Consider the following 23,701-nt stretch of genomic DNA (forward strand, 5'->3'; position numbering starts at 1 on the left):
GGGACCGCAATGTGGACGGGAGCCGCTGATGAGCTCGACCACCGACTACCGGGAATCCGAAGTCTCCACCGACACGGTGGCGGCAGCCGCCGTCCGGGCCCGAGACCACCTGCTGTCCCTGCAGTCCGATCTGGGCTGGTGGAAGGGCGAGCTCGAAACCAACGTCACGATCGAGGCGGAGGACCTGCTGATGCGGCAGTTCCTCGGCATCCTCACACCGGAGACGGCCGAGGAGACCGCCCGGTGGATCCGTTCACAGCAGAGCGACCAGGGCACCTGGACGACCTACTACGGCGGCCCGCCCGACCTGAACGCCACTTTCGAGGCCTACGTGGCGCTGCGCCTCGCCGGTGACAGCCCGGACGCGCCGCACATGCGGGCCGCGTCCGCGTTCGTCCGGGAGAACGGCGGCCTCGCCCGCACGCGGGTGTTCACCCGGATCTGGATGGCGATGTTCGGCGAGTGGTCGTGGGACGACCTGCCGGTGATGCCGCCGGAGCTCGTGCTGCTGCCGTCGTGGTTCCCGCTCAACCTGTATGACTTCGGCTGCTGGGCCCGGCAGTCGATCGCACCGTTGACGATCGTCGGGACGTTCCGGCCGCAGCGCTGGCTCGGTTTCAGCGTCGACGAGCTCAAGGTCGAGCTGCCGCCGACACCGCCGGCACCGCTGCGTTCCTGGTCGGGTGCGTTCCAGCGCCTGGACGCGATGTTGCACCGCTATGAGCGTCGCCCGCTGAAGATGCTGCGCCGGCATGCGCTGCGCCGGACCGCGGAGTGGATCGTCGCCCGGCAGGAGGCGGACGGCTGCTGGGGTGGCATCCAGCCGCCGTGGGTCTACTCGATGATCGCGCTGACGATGCTCGGCTACCCCATGAACCATCCGGTGATCACGTCCGGACTGCGTGGGATGGAGCGCTACACGATCCGCGAGAACACGCCCGCGGGGATGGTCCGCCGGGTGGAGTGCTGCCAGTCCCCGGTGTGGGACACCGCGCTCGCCGTGGTCGCCCTGCGCGACTCGGGTCTTCCCGCCGACCACCCGGCCATGGTGCGGGCGGCCCGGTGGCTCGCGGACGAGGAGGTCACCATCACCGGTGACTGGGCCGTGAAACGCCCGGCGCTGGCTCCCGGGGGCTGGGCCTTCGAGTTCGACAACGACGGGTACCCGGATGTCGACGACACGGCCGAGGTGGTGCTGGCCATCCGCCGGCTGCTCGGCCCCCACGGTTCACCCGATGGGATCGACGCGGTCGACCCGCAGCTCGCCGCCCGGCTGCGGTCCGCCGCACGCCGCGGGGTGGACTGGGCCATCGGGATGCGTTCGGCCAACGGCGCATGGGGGGCGTTCGACGCAGACAACACCCGGACTCTCCCCACGAAGCTGCCTTTCTGTGACTTCGGCCAGGTGATCGACCCGCCGTCCGCGGACGTCACCGCGCACATTGTGGAAATGCTCGCCGAGGTAGGCCAGTCCGCCAACCCCATCACCGAACGGGCCGTGGACTGGCTGCTGGCCAACCAGGAGCCGGGCGGTTCATGGTTCGGCCGGTGGGGGGTCAACCACATCTACGGCACCGGCGCGGTCGTCCCGGCACTGATCGCCGCAGGCGTGTCGGCCAACCATCCGGCGATCATCCGGGCTGTCGGGTGGCTGGTCGAACATCAAAGACCCGACGGCGCCTGGGGCGAGGACCTGCGTTCCTACACGGACGACGCCTGGATCGGCTGTGGCGAGCCGACCGCGTCCCAGACGGCGTGGGCGCTGTTGGCGCTGCTCGCTGCCGACCCGGCATCCTCGGCCGTCGAACGGGGGGTGCGGTGGCTGGTCGACACGCAGCGCCTGGACGGAACCTGGGATGAGCCGCACTACACGGGCACCGGGTTTCCCGGGGACTTTTCGATCAACTACCATCTGTACCGGCTGGTCTTCCCACTGACCGCGCTAGGCCGGTACCTGAGCGGCGGGTCCGCGTCATGACTTTCTCGGCACCGGACACATCAAGGACGTCGGTGTCCGCCGAAGCGTCCAAGACGTCGGCATCCAGAGAATCGGTATCCGAAACGTCGGTACCTGAAGTACTGGCAGCTGAAGCGTCGGTACCGAGTACGTCGGCACCCAGGGAATCGTCTCCCGAGACGGCGGGGCACAGGGAACCGTCCTCCGAGATGGCGATGCCCAGGCCGCAGGCATTCAAGGTGTCCGATCTCCAGGTGCCCGCGTCCGCGACGGCCCCGTCCGGAGGGCCCGAAGCCTTGGACGCCGCGCGGGTTGCGCGAGCCCAGGCCACCCGGCGTCGTCCAAGGCTGGTCGTCGCCGCACCGTTGCGGCTGGAGGCGTGGGCCGCAGCCCGTTCGGGCCTTCCGGCGGGTACGATTCTCATCCGCACCGGCATGGGGCCCGAGCAGGCCAGCCGGTCCACCCGCATCATCCGGGAGGCCCGAGCCGACGCGATCGCCCTGGTCGGTCTCGGTGGTGGGCTCGGCCAAGGGGTGAAGCCCGGGCATGTGGTGGTGGCCGACGAGGTCCGCACCGCTGACGGTTCGGTCAGCGCCCGCTGTCCGTCGGCGCCGCTGCTGGCCGGTGAGCTGCGCAGGCAGGGACTCACCGTGCACGTCGGGCCGGTCGTGTCGGTCGCCCGGTTGGCGATCGGTACCGCACGCGCCGAACTCGCGGCCACCGGTGCGATCGCCGTGGACATGGAGTCCGCACAGATCGCGCCGGGTGCGAACGGGGTGCCCCTGGCCATCGTCCGCGTCATCGTCGACACGGACGAGCAACCGCTCGGACGCCTTGACCTGGCCCGCCGCGGGATCGCCGGGTTGCGCACGATGATGACCCTCGGCCCGGTGCTGGAACGGTGGTCGGCGGTTGTCGGATCACGGCAGGTGCTGCTCGCCGAGCCGCGAGCGTTCTGCGCCGGGGTCGAGCGGGCGATCGAGGTCGTCGAACGAGCCCTGGATCTCTACGGAGCGCCGGTCTACGTCCGTAAGCAGATCGTCCACAACAGCCATGTGGTCGCAGACCTCGCCCAGCGCGGCGCTGTCTTCGTCGAGGAACTGGACGAGGTGCCGGCCGGGGCGACCGTGGTCTTCTCCGCACACGGGGTGGCTCCCGCCGTGTGGGAGCAGGCGGATGACCGCAGCCTGTCCGTGATCGACGCAACCTGTCCGCTGGTGGAGAAGGTGCATGCGGAGGCCCGGCGGTTCACCGCCCGCGGCGACACCGTGCTGCTCATCGGGCATGCCGGTCATGAGGAGGTCGACGGCACCCTCGGCGAGGCCCCCGGGAAGATCAAACTGGTCGAGTCGCCGGCGGATGTCACGAACGTCGAGGTCGACGACCCGGAGCGGGTCACGTACCTGATGCAGACGACACTCGCGGTGGACGAGGCCGAGGAGGTGGTCGACGCGCTGCGTGACCGCTTCCCGTCTGTGATCGGACCGGGGTCGGCCGACATCTGCTACGCCACGTCGAACCGGCAGAATGCGATCCGGCGGGTCGCTATCGAGGCCGACGTGGTGCTGGTGGTCGGTTCGGAGAACAGTGCCAACTCACGCCGCCTGGTCGACGTGACCGAACGTGAGGGTGTCCCGGCGTATCTCGTCGGGGATGTCGGTGACGTGGACATGCGGTGGCTGGTCGGTGCTGACACCATCGGCATCTCCGCGGGCGCGTCGGCACCGCCGACCCTGGTCGACGAGCTGACCAGGGCGTTGTCCGGCCTCGGCCCGACAACGGTCGCGGTGCGTTCGGTCGGCGCCGAGACGATTTCCTTCCACCTTCCCAAGGAGCTGCGTCGCCAGGCCAAGTGACGTCAGATAATATCGGATGATGTCGGGTGATGTAATACCTGACGGGTGATTCCGGGTAGCGGAAACCGATGTTCTTCATATCGCGCCGGGTAGTCGAAGGAGCCTCCTTCGACTACCCGGCGTTCTTCCTGTGGCCGTATGTACGGATGCCCACCGGCACCGTGATTATCCTGTTCCAGGCGATGACGAATGGACCGACCGCGCCGGTAACGTCATCGAGAACTGCACCCCGGTGATGACGTTCGGCAGCTCACTCAACCACTGGACAAGCGCCACGGTCGACGCGAAGGACCCTCAGGTCTTCAGCTTCCACCAGCACATCGTCCCCGCGAACCTCCCGACCTATAAGTTCAACTCCTGAGATGACACCCTGCTGTGGTCCGGTATCCAGGTTGGTCGAAGGACCCGAGGATCCTGGCGTCGGGCCACGGCGGATCATGGTGGACCGGTGAAGGGACAGCGCGTGGACCGTGCCTACTGGCGGCGCCGGATCGACCTACTGGACCCGGAACGCGACTTCGCGGAGATCTACCGGATCATGGTTGCCCACGAGTTCCCGTGGGACATGAACCAGGCGCTCAGCTTCGCCCTCTACCGGACGTACGCGGTGCCGAGCATCGGAGCCCTGCTGGCCCGCACCGGCGAGCTCACCGGCCGGACCCGAAAGCGCTACGAGGACACCGTGGTGATCCTGGACGCCGTTCTCGAGCACGGGTTCGCGAGCGATACCGGGCGTGCGGCGATCCGCCGTATGAATCAGATGCACGGCGCGTACACCATCTCGAACGAGGATTTCCGCTATGTCCAGGCGACGTTCGTCGTCGTGCCGATCCGCTGGATGGACCGGTTCGGCCGACGACCGTTCACTGAGCGTGAACGGGTGGCGAGTGCGAACTACTACCGGGAACTCGGCCGGCACATGGGCATCGGGGACAGCCCGACCACGCATGAGGAGTTCGCGAGTTACCTCGACGACTATGAGCGGGCGAACTTCGCCTTCGACCCGGGCGGTCGGGCGGTATCCGACGCGACGCTCGACCTGATGACCCGTTTCTACCCACGACCGCTCGCGCCGTTGGTGCGGCGTTTCAGTCTGGCGCTGCTAGACGACCCGTTGCTGGACGCCTTCGGCTATCCCCACCCGTCGCGGTTGGCGCGGGTAGCCGCCGCCGGCGGTCTGCGGGCCCGCGGCGCGCTGGTGCGCTTCCTGCCGCCGCGCGGTAAGCCGCTGTATCCTCGCCAGCTGCCGCAGCTCACGCTCTACCAGGACGGCTGTGATGTCCGGCAGCTCGGGACCTTCCCGACGGGGGGTTGCCCGGTGCCTCATCACCCGGACGGGAACAAGGCTGCCCGGTAGCCGAACGCGGCGCCGGACCCGTCGTGCGGGTAGGCGAGTTCGGTAGGGGCGGACCCAACGGATGTTCGTCGTCCGCCTGGGCGGTCGGCATGGTGTCTGCGTGAATCAGATCAGATCAGATCAGATCAGGTCGCTCCGTGTACAGCTGCCGAAGGATGGAGAGGTCGAACATCTGCCGGGCGGTTATCGGGATCGTACGTGACAGCGTGCGGATGTTCGCCTCGATCAACGCGTCGGTCATGGTGAACAGGCCGTTGCGACGTGTTTCCTCGGTCTGGACGAGAGTGCCGAACGCCTTGTTGCGTTCCAGTTGTTCGGTGACGTCGAGACTACGCGACTTCGCATAGACGTCCGTGGTGAGCCGCGCGCCGAGCATCGGGTCGGCGAGGCTGTCCCGCCAACCGCGGATCTCAGCGCTGAGGAATGCCTTGACCTTTCCTTTCATCGTGTTGATTGTTTCCGCTGCAACCACGTACACGTCGGAAACCAGAGGGTATCTGTGGTCCGCGAGCAGGAACGTCGAGGTGGTGAAGCCCTGGCGGGCGAGTACTACGGGGGCGTCGGCCAGGGAGGACAGCACGCCGTCGACCCGGCGGTCCGCGACGGCCTGCGCGTGGTCGGCCGTGACGACCTTTGTCACTTCCGTTTCCGGGACTCCCGCAGCCGACAGGAACGCCGTCCAGAGGGCCACGCTGCCCGGCGCTATCCCGATCCTTGTGCCGATCATCTCCTGTGGTGTCCGGATCGGCCGGTCCGCCAGTGACACGATCGCCCAGGGGGATTTCTGCCGTTGCGTGCCGATGACCCGCAGGCGCGCACCGCCCGAGATCTCCCGGGCCACCGTGTCCGGGCTGGCAACACCGACGAACGCCTTGCCGGAGGCCAACGCCGCCACGGTCGCGGCATCCGGCCCGCTGTCGCGGAACTCCGTCCGGGTGAATCCGGCCCTGCGGTAGTAACCGCGGTTGTCGGCGATGAAGGAGCCGGCGAACTCGACGTCGCGGGTTGCCGGGAGCAGGACCGCAAGCGGACCCAGCCCGGTTCTAGACGTTCCGGCGGTCGCCGGCCGTCTGATCCGGCGGGCCGCCCAGGCCGCGGTCCCGCCGCCGGCTCCGAGCCCGGCCACGGCGACGGCGGCGAGCAGGACACCCCGCCGGGACGGCCGCGGCGGGTCGTCGGGATCGGCCATCTCGTCGTGGTCGCCGGGGGCCGGTTTTGGGGCCGCGCCGGTCCATGCCGGCTGCTCGATCGTGGCCGGGTCGATGTCGGGAGCGGACTGTGGTTGCGACCGGCGTGGTTTCGGCACCCCGGTTGCGGGATCTTTCAGGCCGACCGTGTTGAGTTCCTCGGGGGACGAGGGCATGCCGGTCGGGCTGCTCCCACCGGTCGTACGGCTGGCTGTCCCGACCGTGGCGGGCAGCTCGCCGGTGTCCAGCTCGTCGTGGAAGTAGCTGTAGGCGTCGGGTCTGTGTTCCATGGTGGTCAGGGAATGCATGGTCGGCGCTTCGTAGAAGGCACTCGCGGTCGGCCAGGCGGCCACCGTCGAGGCCGGCTGGGGATCCGGTGTGGACAGGGGGGCGGACAGGACGGCCTGCAACTGCCGGCGAAGCCTGTCCGCGCTGGGCCGGTCGGACGGATTCTTGGCCAGCATCGGCTGGAGCACCGATTGGGTCCGTGCGGCGCGCACCGGCGTGCTCGGCCCCTCGTAGACGACGGCGTGCATGGTCGCGAAGGTGGTGTCCCGCTCGAACGGGGATGCGCCCTCCGCCGCGTGGATCAGTGTGGTCGCAAGTGAGAACAGATCGCTTTCGGGTCCGCTGTCACCACCGCGGATACGTTCGGGTGCCATGTAGGCGGGGGTACCGACCAACCCGCCGGCAGCGGTGATCCGGTTGTCGGTCTCGAACGCCGCAATGCCGAAGTCCACCAGCCGGACCGTTCCGTCAGCGGTGATCAGGACATTCGAGGGTTTGACGTCCCGATGCAGAACACCGCGGCGGTGACCGTGTACGAGTGCGTCCAGCAGGGCGATACCGATCCGGGCGACTTCTCGCTCACTCAGAGCGCCCTCCTGGGCGATGACTGCCGCCAGCGAGCGTCCGGGGACCAGGTCCATGACGATCCACTGTGTGCCGTGGTCCTCGACCAGGCCGTAGACGGTGACCACGTTGGGGTGGATGCCGAGTCTTGCGGCGTTACGTGCTTCACGGTGGGCACGTTCGACCAACAGCTCACGGTCGTGGGACGGGATGTTGTCCGGGATCCGGATCTCCTTGAGGGCGCGTTCGGCACCGGTACCGGTGTCATATGCCCGCCAGACCGTTCCCATACCGCCCGAGCCGAGGCGCTCGACGAGGCGGTACCGCCCGCCGACCATCCGCGTGGCGGTGTGCCCGCCTGATGTCATACGCCCGCCTTCACCCTGCAACGCGTGTCCAACCCCATGTGACCTCTGCGCCGGTTGACCAGCTTTCTTTTCGCCGATGTTAGGCGTTGTCGCGGCCGGCCTTTGACCGGGCGGGTTCAGCCGCACCGGTCCGGTCCACGCTCAGCTGTCCGCTGGAATGTCACAGGGCCGGTCATACAGGCTGGATGTCGCGGATTTGAGGAACCGTGGGCCGATCGGCAATGGCGTACGTCACTCCTTGGGAGTCCTGTGACTGAGATTACTCGGCGTTTCGCGTGGGCTTGGGCGCGGGCCTGCGGGTTCGGCGGGTTCCGAATCGATGAAGAAGTGGTCAGCCGTGATTTTGGTGACCCTGGGTGATATCGATCACCGGTATGCTGTCGCGGTCGCCGTCGGTACCGGTCGCGTTGCCTTCCACGGCCTGGGTCGCCGGGCCGGGTTTGCGGGGTCTGGTCGGCCGTCGCCCGGCGGGCACGTGTGCCCGCCGGGCAAGCCCGTCCGCCTTGTCTTAATCATGGTTGGGGTGGTGTCGGGTACCCGACACCGATCCGTCCCAATCTTTGATCAAAAAGTCCGACTATAGCCGTTGACCTGCGGCGACAGGCGCCGCGTGCGGTCGGTCGGAAACGGGACGCCAGGTGTGATAGTGGCCGATCCGACCTTCTCGATGAACATACAAGCTGTACGTACACCCTGTATGTTCTTGGATTGGAGCGGCCGGCCGGCCGCACGACGTCGACGCCGAAGGGCGGTATTGCCGTGGCGGTGGAGTGGCGGTACTCGTTGCGGATCGGGATGTACCTGGCCAAGCAGAAGGTGCTGCGTCGTAAGCACTTCCCGCTCGTTCTCGAGCTCGAGCCCCTGTTTGCCTGCAATCTGTCATGCACCGGCTGTGGCAAGATCCAGCACCCGGCATCCGTGCTCAAGCAGCGGATGAGCGTCGAGGACGCCATGGCTGCGGTCGAGGAGTGCGGCGCGCCGGTGGTCGCGATCGCCGGTGGCGAACCGCTGATGCACCCGCAGCTCGACGAGATCGTCCGTCAGCTCATCGCACGCAAGAAGTTTGTTCTGTTGTGCACCAACGGGCTGTTGCTCCGCAAGAAGATGGCGAAGTTCACACCGTCGCCGTACTTTACCTTCATCGTCCACATCGACGGCCTGCGTGAGCGCCACGACGCGGTCGTGGAGAAGGCGGGCACCTTCGACGAGGCGATCGAGGCGATCGCCGCGGCCAAGGCCGCCGGCTTCCGGGTGGGCACCAACTCGACCTTCTTCAACAACGACAGCCCGCAGGACGTGATCGACGTGCTGTCCTACCTCAACGACGAGGTCGGGGTGGACCAGATCCAGCTCTCGCCCGCGTACGCCTATGAGAAGGCGCCCGATCAGGAGCACTTCCTCGGCGTCTCGCAGACCCGTGAGATGTTCTCCAAGGTCTTCGGGGACGGTCGTCGTGCGAAGTGGCGCCTCAACCACTCGCCGGTGTTCCTCGACTTCCTGGAGGGCAAGCGCGATCTTTCCTGCACCGCCTGGGGTATCCCGAGCTACTCGCTGTTCGGCTGGCAGAAGCCCTGCTACCTGATGAGTGACGGCTATGTCTCGTCCTACAAGGAGCTGGTCGAGACCACCGACTGGGACGCCTACGGCCGGGGTAAGGACCCGCGCTGCGCGAACTGCATGGCGCACTGCGGCTATGAGACCTCCGCGGTTCTCGCCACCACGTCCTCGCTGAAGGAGTCGCTGCGCGCGATGCGCAGTCTGTGATCCCCGTATAAAGTCTGATCACACGTGTGGCGTCTGAGTGGCGGACGCCGCGCGCCTCAAACCCCGGCGGAAAGCCGGCCACCGTCACGGTGGCCGGCTTTCCGAGTTGGTCGAAGAGTGAGTGATCACGGTTCTTCTCGCTCGTTTCAAGGCCTCGGGGTCCTACTGGTGTCCCGCTTCAAGACCGGTCAGAAGTCGGTCGAGAACCTCCCCGGCCTCGCGGCGGGCCCGCGCCGGTTCACTGGCCCGACCGATCAGCAGGCTCGCCTCGGACAGGACGGCTGCGAGCACACGGGTGAGGGGTGCGATCGGCAACGGGTCGATCCGCCCTTCCTCGACGGCCCTGCTCAGCCATTCGGCGAGCAGCCGGTACCCGTGACGCTCGACCAGGATGTCCCAGGCGTCGTGGCCGAGCACAGCAGGGCCGTCGACCAGGACGATGCGCTGGAAGTCGCTGTCGGTGCAGATGTCGAGGAACGACTGGAAGCCGGTGCGTAGCTGCTCCCAGGCGTCGGTGGTCGCCGCGTCTGTCGCGCGCTGAAGTTCCTTTGTGACAAGCTGCTCGGCGACCTCAAGCGCGACCTGCTCCATCACGGCGCTGAACAGGTCGGCCTTGTCGCGAAAGTGATGATAAAGAGCGCCCCGGGTCACCTGCGCGTCCGCCACGATCTCCTCGGTGCCCGTGGCCGCGTACCCCTGGGTCCCGAAACGTTGCCGCGCAGCGGCAAGGAGAACCTGTCGGGTGGCGGCCGGGGGCTCGCCAACGCGCATCCTGCTCATTCGCTGATTATGTTGCACGCTATCTTCCGATGGGCCACTTCGGCGGTGGGAATGTCCGTCACGGTGCTTGGATGGCGTTAGTGGCATATCTCCGATCGTGTACCGGGGTCAAGGTCGGGTAATGCGGTGAGACCGCGACCGGTGTCATCAAGAACGTGTCCGCGTTCGCACATGTGCCGAGCGCGCACGATCGCCCCGCAGTCGGCGTGGACGATGGGCGCCGGCGGACCGTCCGGGCCGGCGAGATGACGGTCACCCCACTGTCGTAGCGCGGTCAGCACCGGCTGGAGTTCGCGGCCAGCTTGGGTGAGACGGTACTCGTACCGGGAGCGGGCGCCGTTCTCCCGGTAGGCCCGACGTTCGAGAACACCCGCGTCCACCAGGGTGCGCAGCCGCTCGGCAAGGACGGCCCGGGGGGCACCGGTCGCGATCCGGATCGCCTCGAATCGCTGGACACCGAGGGCGACCTCGCGGATGACCAGTAGTGACCAACGTTCGCCGACCACCCCGAGTGTGCGCGCGATCGAGCATACCCGGGGGGAGTCCATGCATCCACTATGCCATATCTGGATTCGTTTTCCGAACTTAGCGGGTTAGACTGTCGGACCATGACGACAACCGAGCCACGCCCACCGGATGTCACCTGGGGCGAGCCGCGCAGCAAGACCCTCGTCTGGCACGACCCGATGGCCATCGCGGCCGTGGGGAAGACCATGACGGGTCGTGATTTCCTGCTGGCGATGCGGGACGGGGCTGTGCCACCCCCACCGATCGCCGCCCACTTCGACTTCCGGATCGGCCATGTCGGCGACGGGGACGTGGTCTTCGGCTGCGCCCCGGACGAGTCCGCCTACAATCCGATCGGCGTCGTCCACGGCGGTCTCGTCTGCACACTCCTGGACACGGTCACCGGCTGCTCGGTGCATACGGCGCTTCCGGCCGGCTTCGGGTACACGTCCATCGAGATCAAAGTCAACTATCTTCGCCCGGTTCGCGTGATCGACGGCCGGCCGAGTGAACTGACCGCACACGGCTGGGTTGTCCGGCCCGGCCGCCGCATCGTCTTCGCCGAAGGGGACGTCCGTGATGTCGACGGCCGGATCGTCGCGACCGCGAGCAGTACCTGCCTCGTCTTCCCGCTCGACGGCGAAGAACACCCGTCGGCCGGTGTCGTGCGAGATGTCCTGACGTCGTAGGTTCGAGCCGGTCCTGGGTCCGACCGGGCCGTAGATCGGGTACGGCCCATCTCGGCCGTGATCCTCCGGTTGGGTTCGCGGTATCCGGCGGGTGAGTCCGGAGTCGGGAGCGCGGGTGACACAGGAAGCCGCCGGGTCGTACCCCACGAAGGCCCGGAGGTCTCCCGCATCCCCCTCGCTCCACGAACGCCTACCGGTCGTCCTGCCTGTCGTTGTCGCCTACGGCTGCTCCGGCCTGGTGATCTGGTGCATCAGTGAGATCGTCAACAATCCGCCGAGCGACAGGGCCGGCTGGCTCGGAGCCGGGGCGCGCCTGTGCGGGTTGCTCGGCAGCTACCTGCTCCTGGTGGAGATGCTGCTTGTCGCGCGCCTGCCATGGCTGGAGCGCGACGTCTCGGTGATCGTGCTCCGGCGCTGGCACGCGCGTAACGGGCGGCTGCTGCTCACCCTGATCGTCCTGCATGCCTGTCTCGCCGTCGCGGTCGAGGCGGCACGGACGCAGTCGCCGTTCGTCGGCGCCGCGATCGGCATGGTCCTGCACTTTCCGCACGTCATGGCTGCCGCGGCCGGGCTCGCTCTGCTCGTCATGGCCGCAGCCACATCCGCCCGGAGTGTCCGCGCGAGGATCGCCTACGGCTGGTGGCATCTGCTCCACCTGTCGACCTATGCCGCGGTCGGACTCGGGTTCGCCCACCAGCTCCTCGGAGCCGACCTGGTCGGGTCCGCCGGTACCGCCTTGTGGACGGGCGTGCATGTGCTCGTCGGTGTCCTCGTGCTGTGGTTCCGGGTTGTCGCACCGGTGCGCGCATCGCTGCGGCACCGGCTGCGGGTGACAGCCGTCATCAGGGAGGCTCCAGACGTCGTGTCCGTGTGGGTGCGCGGACGCCGGATCGAGCAGCTGCAGGCACGTCCCGGTCAGTACCTACGGTGGCGGATCCTCACCCGGTGGAGCTGGTTCACCGCCCATCCCTACTCGCTGTCCGCGCCGCCCGGGCCGGACGGGCTGCGCTTCACGGTCAAGGCGGTCGGTAACCACAGCCGGGCCCTCGGGCGGGTGCGGGTCGGGACACGCATTGCCATCGAAGGCCCGTACGGCGCGCTCACCGAATGCCGTCGACGCAGGCAGCGGGTGCTGCTGCTGGCGGGTGGATTGGGAATCGCGCCGCTACGGGCCCTGCTGGAAGGGCTCACCGCCGATCCGGGCGAGCTGACCCTGATCTACCGGGTCGAGTGCAGCGAGGACGTCATCTTTCGGGATGAGATCGATGACCTGGCCCGGCGCTGCGGCATCGGCGTCCACTACCTTGCCGGGCCGCCCGGCGGGGAGGGCCGACCTGAGCCGCTGGCTCCGGAGCGGCTGACCGACCTGGTCCCGGCGCTGCGGTGGCATGACGTGTACGTGTGTGGCCCCACGGGGATGGTGACGACCGCCGTCACGTCGCTGCGCACGGCGGGTGTCGACCATCGCCACATCCATACCGAGACCCTGTCGTTCTGATCGCTCTGTCGTTCTGATCGCTCTGTCGTTCTGACGGTGGCGCCGGTCGGGGCGAGGCCACGGGTGGTCGTTCACGGGTGGTCGTTCACGGGTGGTTGTTCACGGGTCGGGGACCGCGGCCCGCCCGGCGTCCAGTGCCCGCCGGAGGGTGACGGTGTCGGGTGCCAGGGCGCTGACGAGGACGCCCGGCCCGGCAAGGGGGAGCACGGCGAAGACGTCAGTGACGGCCGGGCTTACGGCGAGCCCGTCCGGTCCGGGTCCGGCGACCAGCAGCGAACCGATGGCACGGGCCCCGCCGAGAACCGCCGGCCCGTCGAGCCCCGGCGCATCCGGCCCGAGGCGCAGATCCTGACGCACCAGCGGTCGCGTCATCCTCGCGGTGTTGCTGCCGGTCCTGGTGCTGGTCCTGGTCCTGGTCCTGGTCCCGGGGTCGCCGGCGGTATCGACGTCCACGCGCAGGGCGGACGAGACCGAGCCGGCTGCTTCACCGAAGCGCCCGAGGACGATCTCCTCCCGCCAAACCAGACGGGCGGTGGCGGCCAGCCTGACGGTCGCCTGCATGAGGTGGTGGCAGCCACGGGCGGCCACGGTCGGCTCGGGCAGGTACTCACACACGCCACCGGACGCGACGGTCGCGTGCACATCGAACAGGGAGGGTCCGTCACCGTGCCCGGGCAGCGCCACCGTCGCCGCCACCGACCGCAGCACCAGCCGGACCCCGGCTCCGACGCTGATGTCGAGCCGCAGCCGGTCACCGGCAAGCGGCCCGGCCGCCGCGTTCACCAGATACACGGTTACGGTTGGTAGCCTTGGATGGTCGGCGCCGGCACCTGTGGCTGATCCGGCCTGGATGCCGGTGCGGCGCAGCACCAGCGGGACCTCGGACCGCAGCTCACTCACCCGGACCCCGCCACCGGGGCCGGGCTCGACCCGCACAGCCGCGTGCGCACTGATCGACGTCCGGCCGGTGCGTTCGCGTGGCCGGTCCATACCCGCGCGGTGGGTCCCGGTATCCGCCGCCACGCTGGTCAGGCGGGCCGGCTCGAAGCAGGGGCCTGGCTGAGGTCCGGACGTTGCGCAAGGACCCAGCGGGCCACCTCGGCCGCTCCCGATTCGGCGGCGAGCGAGGTGAACAGCACCGGACGTCCGCGCCGGACCCGCTCGGCGTCCCGGGCCATGACGGCGAGATCCGCGCCGACCAGCCCGGCCAGGTCGGTCTTGTTGATGACAAGCAGGTCGCTGCCCGTTACTCCGGGGCCGCCCTTGCGGGGAACCTTGTCGCCGCCGGCCACGTCGATGACGAATACCTGCCGGTCGACAAGGCCGTAGCTGAAGGTAGCGGTCAGGTTGTCGCCGCCGCTTTCGACGAGAACCAGATCGAGCGGCCCGAATTCCGATTCCAGGTCCTCGACGGCGTCCAGGTTCGCGGTTATGTCGTCCCGGATGGCGGTGTGCGGGCAGCATCCCGTCTCGACCGCGCGGATGCGCGCCGGGTCGAGCACGCCGGCCGCGCGCAGGAAGTCGGCGTCCTCGGTGGTGTAGATGTCGTTGGTCACCACCGCGAGTCGCAGCGTGCCGGCAAGGATCCGGCACAGTGCCGCGACCAGCGCTGTCTTCCCGCTGCCCACCGGCCCGCCGATCCCGATCCGGACGGCGCGGCCGGTCGGGAGCGGGTGCGGGGTCACTGCCGCTGCCGTTGTCGTTGGTGCTTTCGCCGGCCGTGGCGTCGGCCCTGGCGTCTGCCCTGGCGTCTGCCCTGCGGTGGCCGCCTGGGCCGGACCGCCACCCCCGGCCGGGAACGTCTGAAGGTCATGCTCGCGGTGCATCGCTACACCTTCCCGGACTTCCGTCCCATCCGCACCCCGGCCCGGAATGGTTCAGACAGCGCCGACCGGTCATGACGCGAACATGCGGATTTCGGCGGCGCGGTGGCGCTCGGCGAGCAGGTCCAGGCGTGGTCCGGTGAGCGCCGGCAGGTCCGCGGGCGGGCGCTCCGACAAGACTGTCGCCGCGTCCGCGGTCGCCTCGACATCGGGCGACAGCCGCGCGAGTAGGGCCGTGACCGCGAGGGGGTTCAGGCCGAGCAGGCGGACAGCCGCGGAGGCGGGGCCGCTGACCGCGCCGTACACCACCGCCAGCGCCGCGTCCGCGGGGGAGAGACCGGCGGCCGCGGCCACGATCCCGAACGTCACCGGCTGATGGGGAGCGGAGAGCGGGCAGGACAGGCCCGGCCAGGCGGCCCGGCCTGCGCGTAGCAATGCCCGGCCCTGGGCACGGCTTGCGGCCCGCTGCGCCGGGGAGGGGGTCCGCGCATCCAGTTCGATGTCGAGCTCGGTGATGATCCCGTCCGGGACAGGCCCGTTCGCCGGGCACGACCGGCGGGTGGCCGCGGCGAAAGCGGCGGTGACCAGGCCGGAGGTGGCCAGCCGTCCGCGCAGGAACTCCTCAAGATCTCCGATGTCCCGGATGCCGCCGTCGACGACCGCCGCCTCGACACCGCCGGAGTGCGCGTGCCCGCCGGCCGGTAGCCGCCCGTCCGCCAGCAGCAGCAACGCCGCCGAGGACGGTCCTGATGTCATCCGGGTCGCCACCTCCCAGCCGGGAGTGTAGGAGAGGCCGTGGCCGGCGAGGGACACCGGCCGGCGAGGGACACCGCAGCGGATGCGGACGAGCGGAAGGTGCGATAGTAGTAGCATTCTGGTATGACCATTCCTGCGAAGCGCAAGGTCTCGGTGACCCTCGACGCCGACCTCGTCGCGGCGGCCGAAGCGGATGGCGAGAACCTGTCCGCCCAGGTCAACATGGCTCTTCGGGACGAACTTGCGCGACGGCGACGGCACCGGGCGCTCGGCGACATGCTCGACAGGCTCGCTGCTGAACGGGGGCCGCTCGACACCGCCGAAGATGCCGAAGAAATCATGAGATTCATGCGTCTGCTGGGCGGCACGACCGACGGTGCCGCCCCGGTCACCGCGGATCACTCTGCACACGGCCCCGGAACACAACTGTGACGCGAGTCGTCCTGGATGCGGAGGCCGTCAATGCGCTGGTGCAATCCGATCATCCCGCAGAGCGCACGGTACGCCGTGCCATGGAGGCCGCGCACAGGCTGCGGCGGGACGTAGCGGTCGCTACGGTGACCCTCGCCGAGTTGTACCGCGGTGCTGGTCGCAGCCGGGCGCTGGACGCGATGCTCGCCAGGGAGGCCCCGGACGGACTGTTCATGCGTAACACCGATCGTGACCTGGCACGCCTGGTCGGAGCGCTGCTCGCCGAAACCGATCTCGGATCGGACTACCTGGCGGACGCACATGCCGTTGCCGTCGCGGTTGAAGCGGGCGGCGGGGTGGTCCTGACCGGTGACCCCGACGATCTGGCTCGTCTGGCCGGCCCTTACCGCACGGTCGTCGTCGAGCCGCTGTCCGGAGCGGACGGCTCGTCACGACGCAGGCGCCGTCGGGGCGTCGGCCAGGAGCACGGCCCGTCCTGACGGGCACGGGAGACGTCAGAAAAGAATTCAGAATCAGAATCAGAATCAGAATCAGAATCCGGATCAGAACAAGAAGTAGCGCTGGGCCATGGGGAGTTCGGCCACGGGCGCGGCCTCGACGGCGTCGCCGTCGATGGTGACGGTGAACGTCTCCGGGTCGACCCGGATGTCCGGGGTCGCGGTGTTCCCGGGCAGATCGGCCTTGCCGCGGCGCCGCACATCGGCGACCGCCACCATCGGCTTGGCCAGGCCGAGCCGGCCCGGAAGATCATCCTCGATCGCCGCCGGGGCGACGAACGACAGCGACGCCGCCGCCGCCGGGCCCGGCGCCGCCCCCCACATCGGACGCGGTAGCACCGGCTGCGGGGTCGGGATGGACGCGTTCGCGTCGCCCATCGCCGCCCACGCCACGAACCCGCCCTTGAGGACGACGGCCGGCCGGACACCGAAGAACGCCGGGTCATAGAGGACGAGGTCGGCGAGCTTTCCCGGCTCCACCGAGCCGATCTCGGTGTCGAGGCCGTGCGCGACGGCCGGGCAGATCGTGTACTTGGCGACGTAACGGCGGGCCCGGGCGTTGTCGGCGCGGCCGTCGCCGGGCAGCGCGCCGCGCCTGGCCTTCATCACATGGGCGGTCTGCCAGGTGCGCAGCACCACCTCACCGATGCGTCCCATCGCCTGCGAGTCCGAACCGATCATCGAGATGGCGCCGAGATCGTGCAGGACGTCCTCGGCGGCGATGGTGGACGGCCGGATGCGGCTTTCGGCGAACGCGAGATCCTCGGGCACGGTCGGGTTCAGATGGTGGCAGACCATGAGCATGTCGAGGTGCTCGTCGAGGGTGTTGACCGTGTGCGGCCGGGTCGGGTTCGTCGAGCTCGGCAGGACGTTCGGTGCCGCGGCCACCGTGATGATGTCCGGTGCGTGCCCGCCGCCGGCACCCTCGGTGTGGTAGGCGTGGATGCCCCGGCCGGCGATCGCGGCCAGGGTGTCCTCGACGAAACCGGCTTCGTTGAGGGTGTCGGAGTGCAGTGCCACCTGCACCCCGGATGCGTCGGCGACCCGCAGGCACGCGTCGATCGAGGCCGGGGTCGAACCCCAGTCCTCGTGCAGTTTGAACCCGGCGGCACCGGCGCGCAGCTGTTCCCACAGGGCGTCCTCGCCAACGGTGTTGCCCTTGCCGAGCAGGACGACGTTCACCGGCAGCGTGTCCATCGCGGACAGCATCCGGGCGAGGTTCCACGGTCCGGGGGTGACGGTCGTGGCCTTGGTGCCCTCGGCCGGCCCGGTCCCGCCGCCGATCAGCGTGGTGATGCCGGCGCCGAGGGCCTCGGGGACCTGCTGCGGGCAGATCAGATGGACGTGGCAGTCCACCGCGCCCGCTGTGAGGATCTTCCCGTTGCCGGCGAGGATCTCCGTGCCCGGCCCGATGACCAGGTCGGGGTGGACGCCGTCCATGGTGTCGGGGTTGCCCGCCTTGCCCAGCGCGACGATCCGGCCGTCGCGGATCCCGACGTCGGCCTTGACCACCCCCCAGTGGTCGAGGACGACCGCCCCGGTGATGACCAGGTCGGGGGTGCCTTCGGCGCGGGACGCCCGGGCCTGTCCCATGGACTCCCGGATCACCTTGCCGCCGCCGAACACCGCCTCGTCCCCGGTGCCGGCACCGGCCGGCCCGCGGCTGCGGTCCTCGGTCACCTCGATGAACAGGTTGGTGTCGGCGAGGCGGATGCGGTCACCGACCGTCGGACCGTACAGGGCGGTGTAGCGGGCGCGGTCCAGGTACTGCGTCACAGGCGCGCTCCGTCCGAGGGGCCGTCCGAGGGGCCGTCCGAGGGGCTCTTCGGGGGGCCGTCCAAGGGGCCGGCCCACTCGGCGCGCAGGCCTGGCACGACCCGCCGGCCGGCCAGGGGCACCAGGTCGACCTCGCGTTCGACCCCGGGTTCGAACCGGACGGCGGTGCCCGCGGGAACGGCCAGCCGGTATCCCCAGGAGACGTCCCGGTCGAACTCCAACGCCGGGTTGGCCGCGGCGAAATGGTAATGCGACCCGACCTGCACCGGACGGTCGGCAATGTTGCGAACGCGCAGTGTCAGCACCCGTCGCCCGGGATTGATCTCGACGGGGTCGTCGTCGTGCAGGACCTCGCCCGGTCTGATCCCTCCAACGCCAACGCCAACGCCAACGCCAACGCCAACGCCAACGCCAACGCCAACGCCAACGCCAACGCCAACGCCAACGCCAACGCCAACGCCAACGCCGCTCACGGGATGGGCTGGTGGACGGTCACCAGTTTGGTGCCGTCCGGGAAGGTCGCCTCGACCTGGACCTCACCGAGCATTTCCGGGACACCGTCCATCACGTCCTCGCGGGTCAGCACGGTCCGGCCGGCCGCCATCAGGTCGGCGACGCTGCGGCCGTCCCGCGCGCCCTCCAGAAGGAACGAAGTGATCATGGCGGTCGCCTCGGGGTGGTTGAGCCGCAGGCCGCGGGCCCGCCGTTCGCGGGCGAGTCCGGCCGCCACGTGGATCAGCAGCCGTTCCTGTTCATGCGGGCTCAGTAACACAGTCGCGACGCTTTCAGTAGCACGCTGGCGAAGCTTAGAGGTATCCGATGACGGGCCGGTTACAACCCGCCGGTTCCCGGGTCGGGTCGGCATCCGGGGCGGCACAGTTATGCCGTTATGCCATGGAGGGCCCCGACCCCGGGTCGCGGGCCTACGTCGAGGCGTAACCTACATCACATCGCCGAGCGAGTTCGTTGCGTCGCGTCATAAGCCATGCTCACGAAAACGGTGTCTCCGGAGGCCCTATGACTACCGAGCGTGACCGCAGGCGCGTGCGTCTCGCGCGCGGACCTGTCACCGGCCTGCCTGCGGCCGCATTTTCGGTGAATGACGATTCGCCATCCGGCGCTACGCCGACGGTGCGGGCGGCACGGGCCGGTGGGACGCACGACATGGCTTCGTCCGACATGGCGACGTCCGCCCGGATCGCGCGGTTCGGAGCGGTTTCCGCCGCCCACCTGTCCCCGACACCAGCGGAGCTGGAGCGGCTCCGGCGGGTCGCATGCGGCCAGGAGGAGGCGGACCTGGTCGTCCGCGGCGGCACGGTGGTCATCGTGCACACCGGCGACCTGCTGCGCCGGGACCTGCTCATCGTCGGGAGGTTCATCGCCGCGGTGACCCGGCCCGGGGCGCTCGCCGGCCGTCGTGCTCTGGACGCGTCCGGCCGCTTTCTCCTACCGGCCTACGTCGACGGGTTCATCCGGGTGGAGCGGACGTTGCTGACGCCCGGAGAGCTTGCCCGCCTTGTCGTGCCCCGCGGGACGGCCACACTGCTGGCGGACCCAAGTCAGCTGGTTGCGTTGTGCGGCGCGCGTGGCGGGCAGCTCGTCACAGCCACCGGGACGCCCGTCCGACTACTCGCCGGGGTGCCCGGGGTGCCCGGGGTGCCCGGGGTGCCGCCCGACGCGGCGTTCCCGGACCCGGCGAGGAGAGTGCCGCGCCAGGCCGTCCCCTTACCTGAGCCCCCCAGGGCCGTGCATCCGCCGGTGGAGCGCACCGAGGCCGACGAGGCCTGGGATGCGCTGATGGAGGCGTCCGGCGGGCGAACGGTCGTCGACCTGACCGTGAACGGTCATCTCGACCGGGATGTCCGCCGTGCGGTCGATGCCGGCATGGATCCGATGATCGCGGTCCGGATGGCAACCCTCGATCCGGCCCGGCGGTACGGCCTGGACCACCTGCTCGGATCCCTCGCACCCGCACGCCTTGCCGACATCCAGATCGTCAGCGATATTGCAGGGTCGGCTGCGCCCGAGGTCGTTCTCGTGAACGGGCGGATGGCCGCCGACCGGGGCCGTCCGTTGTTCGACAACCTCGACGGTGTCCCCGACTGGAGCCGTGACCGGGTGGCGTTGCCCCTCGGGCTACACAGTGGCTCGTTCGCCGTGCCCGCGCTGTCGGCGGGGACGGGCAGCGGTACACGGATAGGAGTCTCCGCGACCGGGACACCCCATATCGAGACCGTTCCGGTGCAACCAGTGATCATCAGTGGTACCGCTCACGCCGTGGCCGACCCCGAGCACGACCTGTTGAAGATCGCCCTCCTCCTCCGGGGGACAGGCCGGGTGGAGCGGCCGGACCGGGCCGCCGGAACACGGGTGGGCTTCATCCGCGGGGTCGGTCTACGCCAGGGTGCGATCGCGATGACCACGAGCGTCGCACCCGGCGATCTGGCCATTATCGGCGCTGGCGATCACGACATGATGACGGCGGCGCGGGCGCTGGAGGGAATGGGCGGCGGTTTCGTCGTGGTCGATCGCGGATGGGTGCTCGCGGCCTGCCCGCTACCGGTAGCCGGAGTGATGAGCGACGCGCCATGGGAGGCCGTCCGCGACCAACTGGCCGGTGTCGATTCCGCGGCGGCGTCACTCGGTTGCCGGTTGCCCTCACCGTTCCTGGCGCTCGCGCCGCTGGGTCTGCGGCTGTGCCCCCGGCCTTCCTGACGTTCCCGGCCGGACGCGGGACAGGTCGGGCAGGACATAGCCCATTCCGACGTTGGTACGGTTACCGACCCCCGCGTACAGCGCGAAACGAGCGAGGGCGTCGAGCCCGCACCGGGCCGGTGCCGGCACTGCGGACGCCTGCACCAGGGTGTAGCGGACGGTGCCGACCGCGCCCCGCAACGGCCCGACTCCCGCTTTGATCAGGTGCTCGGTGGCCCGCAACTCGAAATCGGTGATCTCCAGATGGCCCTCGATCGCCTCAGGCGTTCCGTCCGGCAGCGGCGAGAGGTCCCCGGTATGGGCCCTCCACCGGGACAGGAGCGCACCGAAGAGCCGTTCCGGATCAGGTAACGGCTGTTGTCGACGTGCTCCCTGCAGGCCGCCGGTGATGAAGGCGACCGGGGTGAGCAGATGGAACGCCCATGTGGTCGCAGGCCGGGCGGCGGCCAGCAGTTCGGGGTAGGGCTCGGCTGCGCCCATGAAGACGGTGTCGGTGACGTAGCCGGTGCGGCCGAACTCCCAGCGTGATCGGGCCGTCAGCGCGGCCAGCACCGGAGCCATGAGCTCGTCACGCAGGACCCCGACCTCGAAGCGGACCTGCTCCGATGCCCGGCCAGGCGCTCGGTGCGCCTCGTCGAGGAGCGGGGTCACCGCGTACGCCTTGGGGGGATGGGCGTCGTGCATGGCGGTGGCCAGTTCTGTATACCCGCCGTCGCGCAGCGACGCGAGGACGGCCGCGCTCACCGCCGGGCCGGTCTGCGGCGGCGGCAGCGATCCAGCCGACTCCGGCTTCAGTCCGACGACGATCCGTGCCGGCATTACGATCTCCCTGTCATCGGTTTCGCGGGCGCGGTCCCGGCGCCCTGGTCATGGACCCCTGGCGCCCTGGTCCGGTCCCGGTCCCGGGATCGCGTCCGGTTCCGGGATCGCGTCCGGGACCGATGATCGGTCATGCTGCGGGGTGGGTGCGAACCGGCCTGCTGATCCGCCGGTCATCCGGGTGAACCTGTGCCTTCCAGGTCTCTCGTCAGGCTGGGATCAGGCCGGGATCGACATCCACCCGTACCCCGCTCTTGTTGGCCATGCTGGAGATCCGTCCGCATGTGGCGTCGACATCCACATTCTCGCTGAGCTGGGAAAACATCGTTTTTCAAGATCCGATAAAGATCATCTCCCTCGATGATTGAAAGAGGTTTTTGTATGATCTTGCAAACCTGTAGGTCGGAGGGGGTACGATGCGGATGAAAATCGTAGTGATCACCAAATCCGAATCGGATTGAAACTCCTGAGTCACGACTGTCCTTCTCTCTACTGAAAGTCGCGGCGATCACCAAAACCGAATCGGATTGAAATATGTTGTTGCCGCGGCGACGGGCCTTCTTGGATAGTCGCCCTCCTCGCTGAGGTTGAGCCGGGCTGCGTAGGTGGTTTCCGGCGTGATAGCGATGGTTTCTACCTATGGCTGGGCAGAGTCGGCCGTGGCTGTAGGTGGAAACCATCGTCGGGGTGAAGGTTTCTACCTACGGGCCTCTACAGGTCCGGGTGCCATCCGCGTTGGCGGAGCGCTGCGGTGACCTGTTCGGCGACGAGGGCGGGTGAGGTCCGCAGCACGTGGACGGGGAAACGCAGGATCAGGCGGTCCTGGAGGACACCGGCGTTCTGCCGGGCCAGATCGCCCCACCAGTGGCTTGCCTCCCGGTGGTATCCGCCGTCGATCTCGACCCAGACCCGCCACGGCTCGTACCAGACATCGAGGTAACGCCGGCCGCCGGCGTCGATCTGCTTCTGTCGTTGGCCGGCGGGTAGATCGAAGCGTTTTTCGATCGTCCGGTAGAGCATCTCGGCCACGGAGTGTGCACCATCATCGAGGTCGCTCAGGGTGTCGGTGATCAGTCTGTGGCGGCGGAGCGGCCTACGCCCTTCCACGACACCGCGAAGCTCGGCGACGGTGACCAACCGCTGTTGGACGGCAGCGGCGAGTGCCGCGCGTGCGTCGTCCTCGGTGGCGGCCCAGTTGGCCATGTCCACGACCGAGCGGGGGAGTCGTGTCCGGGGCGGCAGGCGCCGGGGGTGAACATCATCTGAACCGAGGTACCTGCTCCGGCGGATGATGACTCCCCGCCGGGGCGCCACATGGCGTGCGGCGTCAACGAGCACGACGAGCGGCCCGCGGTCGAATCCACGCAGGCGGTCGAGGGACGCGGCCGACGCCCCGCCCAGTACCGCGCCCGGTCCGATCGACGCGAGGGCGGCCCACATCATCTGGATGTCGGTGACCGGGCCGGAATGGGTGACGAGGACGCCCCGCATCGGGCGTTGCCAACGGCCCGTCCGGAGCTTCCATCCGATCTCCGACTCGGTCAGGCCGGAGCTCATGGCGGTGCGGACCGCGATCACTCCACACTGGGACCGCGCGATCCCCTCCCAGGTGGCGTTGTGCTCCGAGGTGGCGTCGTGGTGGTGCCCGCGCCCGCGCGCCGGGGCAGCGCCGGCCCTGCCGGAACCACTGGGATGGAGGCTGGTGCCGGGACAGGTGCCGGGACAGGTGCCGGGACAGAGGCTGGGGCCGGGGTCAGGGGCCATGCCTACACGGTGGCACGACCTGAGCCGTGCCCGTCACCGCGATCACGATCCTGTGGATTGCCCAGGTCACCTGCCTGTGGACGACGAGCCGCAGACCCGATACCGGCCTCAACGGCGAAGCAGTAGGTAGGAACCGTCATCCCCACAATGGTTTCCACCTACAGCTCCCCTGGGTGGGTGGACTCCCCTGGGCGGTGGGTGATGGGCGGGCTTTTCTGGAATGGGCGCTCATCTGTAATGGCGGTGCGCATCCGGTCAAGCTCTTATGGTGATAGTCATCCGGTTTGGGCTGTTCTGGCCTGAC

Annotated in this window: 22 protein-coding genes; 10 read left to right on the top strand and 12 right to left on the bottom strand. The window is 69.0% G+C overall.

Annotation, left to right across the window (positions count from 1 at the left end; all coding sequences use genetic code 11):
• Positions 1–28: 28 nt before the first annotated feature.
• The 4 genes from shc (at position 29) to NBW77_RS01365 (ending at position 5,170) form a co-directional block, all read left to right on the top strand.
• Positions 29–1,978, top strand: a complete 1,950-nt coding sequence (shc, locus tag NBW77_RS01350) for a squalene--hopene cyclase (RefSeq protein ID WP_250279164.1) — start codon at positions 29–31, stop codon at positions 1,976–1,978.
• A 188-nt stretch (positions 1,979–2,166) separates the two neighbouring features.
• Positions 2,167–3,813 (top strand): 4-hydroxy-3-methylbut-2-enyl diphosphate reductase, encoded by a 1,647-nt coding sequence (gene ispH, locus NBW77_RS01355; RefSeq protein WP_502799415.1) that lies wholly within the window; start codon positions 2,167–2,169, stop codon positions 3,811–3,813.
• Between the two features lie 130 nt (positions 3,814–3,943).
• Positions 3,944–4,174 carry a hypothetical protein gene (locus NBW77_RS01360; protein WP_131745787.1) on the top strand — a complete coding sequence of 77 codons (231 nt, stop codon included), beginning with the start codon at positions 3,944–3,946 and terminating at the stop codon, positions 4,172–4,174.
• An 87-nt stretch (positions 4,175–4,261) separates the two neighbouring features.
• Positions 4,262–5,170 carry an oxygenase MpaB family protein gene (locus NBW77_RS01365; protein WP_242605654.1) on the top strand — a complete coding sequence of 303 codons (909 nt, stop codon included), beginning with the start codon at positions 4,262–4,264 and terminating at the stop codon, positions 5,168–5,170.
• 115 nt (positions 5,171–5,285) lie between these two features.
• Here the strand turns inward: NBW77_RS01365 and NBW77_RS01370 are convergent, their stop codons facing one another.
• Positions 5,286–7,577 (bottom strand): protein kinase domain-containing protein, encoded by a 2,292-nt coding sequence (locus NBW77_RS01370; protein ID WP_250279166.1) that lies wholly within the window; start codon positions 7,575–7,577, stop codon positions 5,286–5,288.
• A 759-nt stretch (positions 7,578–8,336) separates the two neighbouring features.
• On the opposite strand from NBW77_RS01370, the gene hpnH reads away from it, so the two are divergent.
• Positions 8,337–9,341, top strand: a complete 1,005-nt coding sequence (gene hpnH, locus NBW77_RS01375; protein WP_131745789.1) for an adenosyl-hopene transferase HpnH — start codon at positions 8,337–8,339, stop codon at positions 9,339–9,341.
• Between the two features lie 162 nt (positions 9,342–9,503).
• On the opposite strand, the gene NBW77_RS01380 is transcribed toward hpnH, so the two are convergent.
• A complete protein-coding gene (locus tag NBW77_RS01380; RefSeq protein ID WP_131745790.1) occupies positions 9,504–10,121 on the bottom strand; it encodes a TetR/AcrR family transcriptional regulator in 618 nt (205 codons plus the stop codon).
• Positions 10,122–10,198: 77 nt separating this feature from the next.
• Positions 10,199–10,669, bottom strand: coding sequence for a winged helix-turn-helix transcriptional regulator (locus NBW77_RS01385; protein WP_131745791.1), 471 nt, complete (start codon positions 10,667–10,669; stop codon positions 10,199–10,201).
• A gap of 60 nt (positions 10,670–10,729) precedes the next feature.
• On the opposite strand from NBW77_RS01385, the gene NBW77_RS01390 reads away from it, so the two are divergent.
• Positions 10,730–11,317, top strand: coding sequence for a PaaI family thioesterase (locus tag NBW77_RS01390; protein WP_250279167.1), 588 nt, complete (start codon positions 10,730–10,732; stop codon positions 11,315–11,317).
• A 115-nt stretch (positions 11,318–11,432) separates the two neighbouring features.
• Complete coding sequence (locus NBW77_RS01395) at positions 11,433–12,815, top strand: ferredoxin reductase family protein (protein ID WP_131745792.1); 1,383 nt, start codon at positions 11,433–11,435, stop codon at positions 12,813–12,815.
• Positions 12,816–12,914: 99 nt separating this feature from the next.
• On the opposite strand, the gene NBW77_RS01400 is transcribed toward NBW77_RS01395, so the two are convergent.
• The 3 genes from NBW77_RS01400 to NBW77_RS01410 form a co-directional block, all read right to left on the bottom strand.
• The gene (locus NBW77_RS01400) at positions 12,915–13,805 is read right to left on the bottom strand and encodes an urease accessory protein UreD (protein ID WP_131745793.1); all 891 of its coding nucleotides are present in this window, start codon (positions 13,803–13,805) and stop codon (positions 12,915–12,917) included.
• A gap of 38 nt (positions 13,806–13,843) precedes the next feature.
• Entirely contained in the window at positions 13,844–14,641 is a 798-nt protein-coding gene (ureG, locus tag NBW77_RS01405; RefSeq protein ID WP_131745794.1) for an urease accessory protein UreG, read from the bottom strand.
• 69 nt (positions 14,642–14,710) lie between these two features.
• Positions 14,711–15,394 carry an urease accessory protein UreF gene (locus NBW77_RS01410; protein ID WP_250279168.1) on the bottom strand — a complete coding sequence of 228 codons (684 nt, stop codon included), beginning with the start codon at positions 15,392–15,394 and terminating at the stop codon, positions 14,711–14,713.
• A gap of 123 nt (positions 15,395–15,517) precedes the next feature.
• Here NBW77_RS01410 and NBW77_RS01415 point away from each other — a divergent pair, with 123 nt between their 5' ends.
• Together NBW77_RS01415 and NBW77_RS01420 are read left to right on the top strand one after the other, a co-directional pair.
• Complete coding sequence (locus NBW77_RS01415; RefSeq protein ID WP_131745795.1) at positions 15,518–15,826, top strand: type II toxin-antitoxin system CcdA family antitoxin; 309 nt, start codon at positions 15,518–15,520, stop codon at positions 15,824–15,826.
• Positions 15,823–16,305 carry a PIN domain-containing protein gene (locus NBW77_RS01420; RefSeq protein ID WP_250279169.1) on the top strand — a complete coding sequence of 161 codons (483 nt, stop codon included), beginning with the start codon at positions 15,823–15,825 and terminating at the stop codon, positions 16,303–16,305. Before NBW77_RS01415 ends, NBW77_RS01420 begins: the two co-directional genes overlap by 4 nt.
• A gap of 63 nt (positions 16,306–16,368) precedes the next feature.
• On the opposite strand, the gene NBW77_RS01425 is transcribed toward NBW77_RS01420, so the two are convergent.
• From NBW77_RS01425 to NBW77_RS01440, 4 genes are read right to left on the bottom strand one after another with little or no spacing between them, the layout of a single operon-like run.
• On the bottom strand, positions 16,369–18,099 hold the full coding sequence (locus NBW77_RS01425) for an urease subunit alpha (protein ID WP_250279170.1): 1,731 nt from the start codon (positions 18,097–18,099) through the stop codon (positions 16,369–16,371).
• On the bottom strand, positions 18,096–18,464 hold the full coding sequence (locus NBW77_RS01430) for an urease subunit beta (RefSeq protein ID WP_131745818.1): 369 nt from the start codon (positions 18,462–18,464) through the stop codon (positions 18,096–18,098). The genes NBW77_RS01425 and NBW77_RS01430 overlap by 4 nt, the downstream gene beginning before the upstream one ends.
• The gene (locus NBW77_RS01435) at positions 18,398–18,562 is read right to left on the bottom strand and encodes a hypothetical protein (RefSeq protein WP_250279172.1); all 165 of its coding nucleotides are present in this window, start codon (positions 18,560–18,562) and stop codon (positions 18,398–18,400) included. Before NBW77_RS01435 ends, NBW77_RS01430 begins: the two co-directional genes overlap by 67 nt.
• 6 nt (positions 18,563–18,568) lie before the next feature.
• Positions 18,569–18,871, bottom strand: a complete 303-nt coding sequence (locus tag NBW77_RS01440; protein ID WP_131745796.1) for an urease subunit gamma — start codon at positions 18,869–18,871, stop codon at positions 18,569–18,571.
• A gap of 245 nt (positions 18,872–19,116) precedes the next feature.
• Between NBW77_RS01440 and NBW77_RS01445 the strand changes: the two genes are divergently transcribed.
• On the top strand, positions 19,117–20,814 hold the full coding sequence (locus NBW77_RS01445; RefSeq protein WP_250279173.1) for an adenine deaminase C-terminal domain-containing protein: 1,698 nt from the start codon (positions 19,117–19,119) through the stop codon (positions 20,812–20,814).
• On the opposite strand, the gene cas6 is transcribed toward NBW77_RS01445, so the two are convergent.
• Entirely contained in the window at positions 20,758–21,633 is an 876-nt protein-coding gene (gene cas6 / locus NBW77_RS01450; RefSeq protein WP_131745797.1) for a CRISPR system precrRNA processing endoribonuclease RAMP protein Cas6, read from the bottom strand. The genes NBW77_RS01445 and cas6 overlap by 57 nt on opposite strands.
• A 711-nt stretch (positions 21,634–22,344) precedes the next feature.
• Positions 22,345–23,190, bottom strand: a complete 846-nt coding sequence (locus NBW77_RS01455; RefSeq protein ID WP_250279174.1) for a putative endonuclease domain-containing protein — start codon at positions 23,188–23,190, stop codon at positions 22,345–22,347.
• Positions 23,191–23,701 lie beyond the last annotated feature (511 nt).

The sequence above is a fragment of the Frankia sp. Cppng1_Ct_nod genome, from assembly GCF_920656135.1.
Classification (GTDB): domain Bacteria; phylum Actinomycetota; class Actinomycetes; order Frankiales; family Frankiaceae; genus Protofrankia; species Protofrankia meridionalis.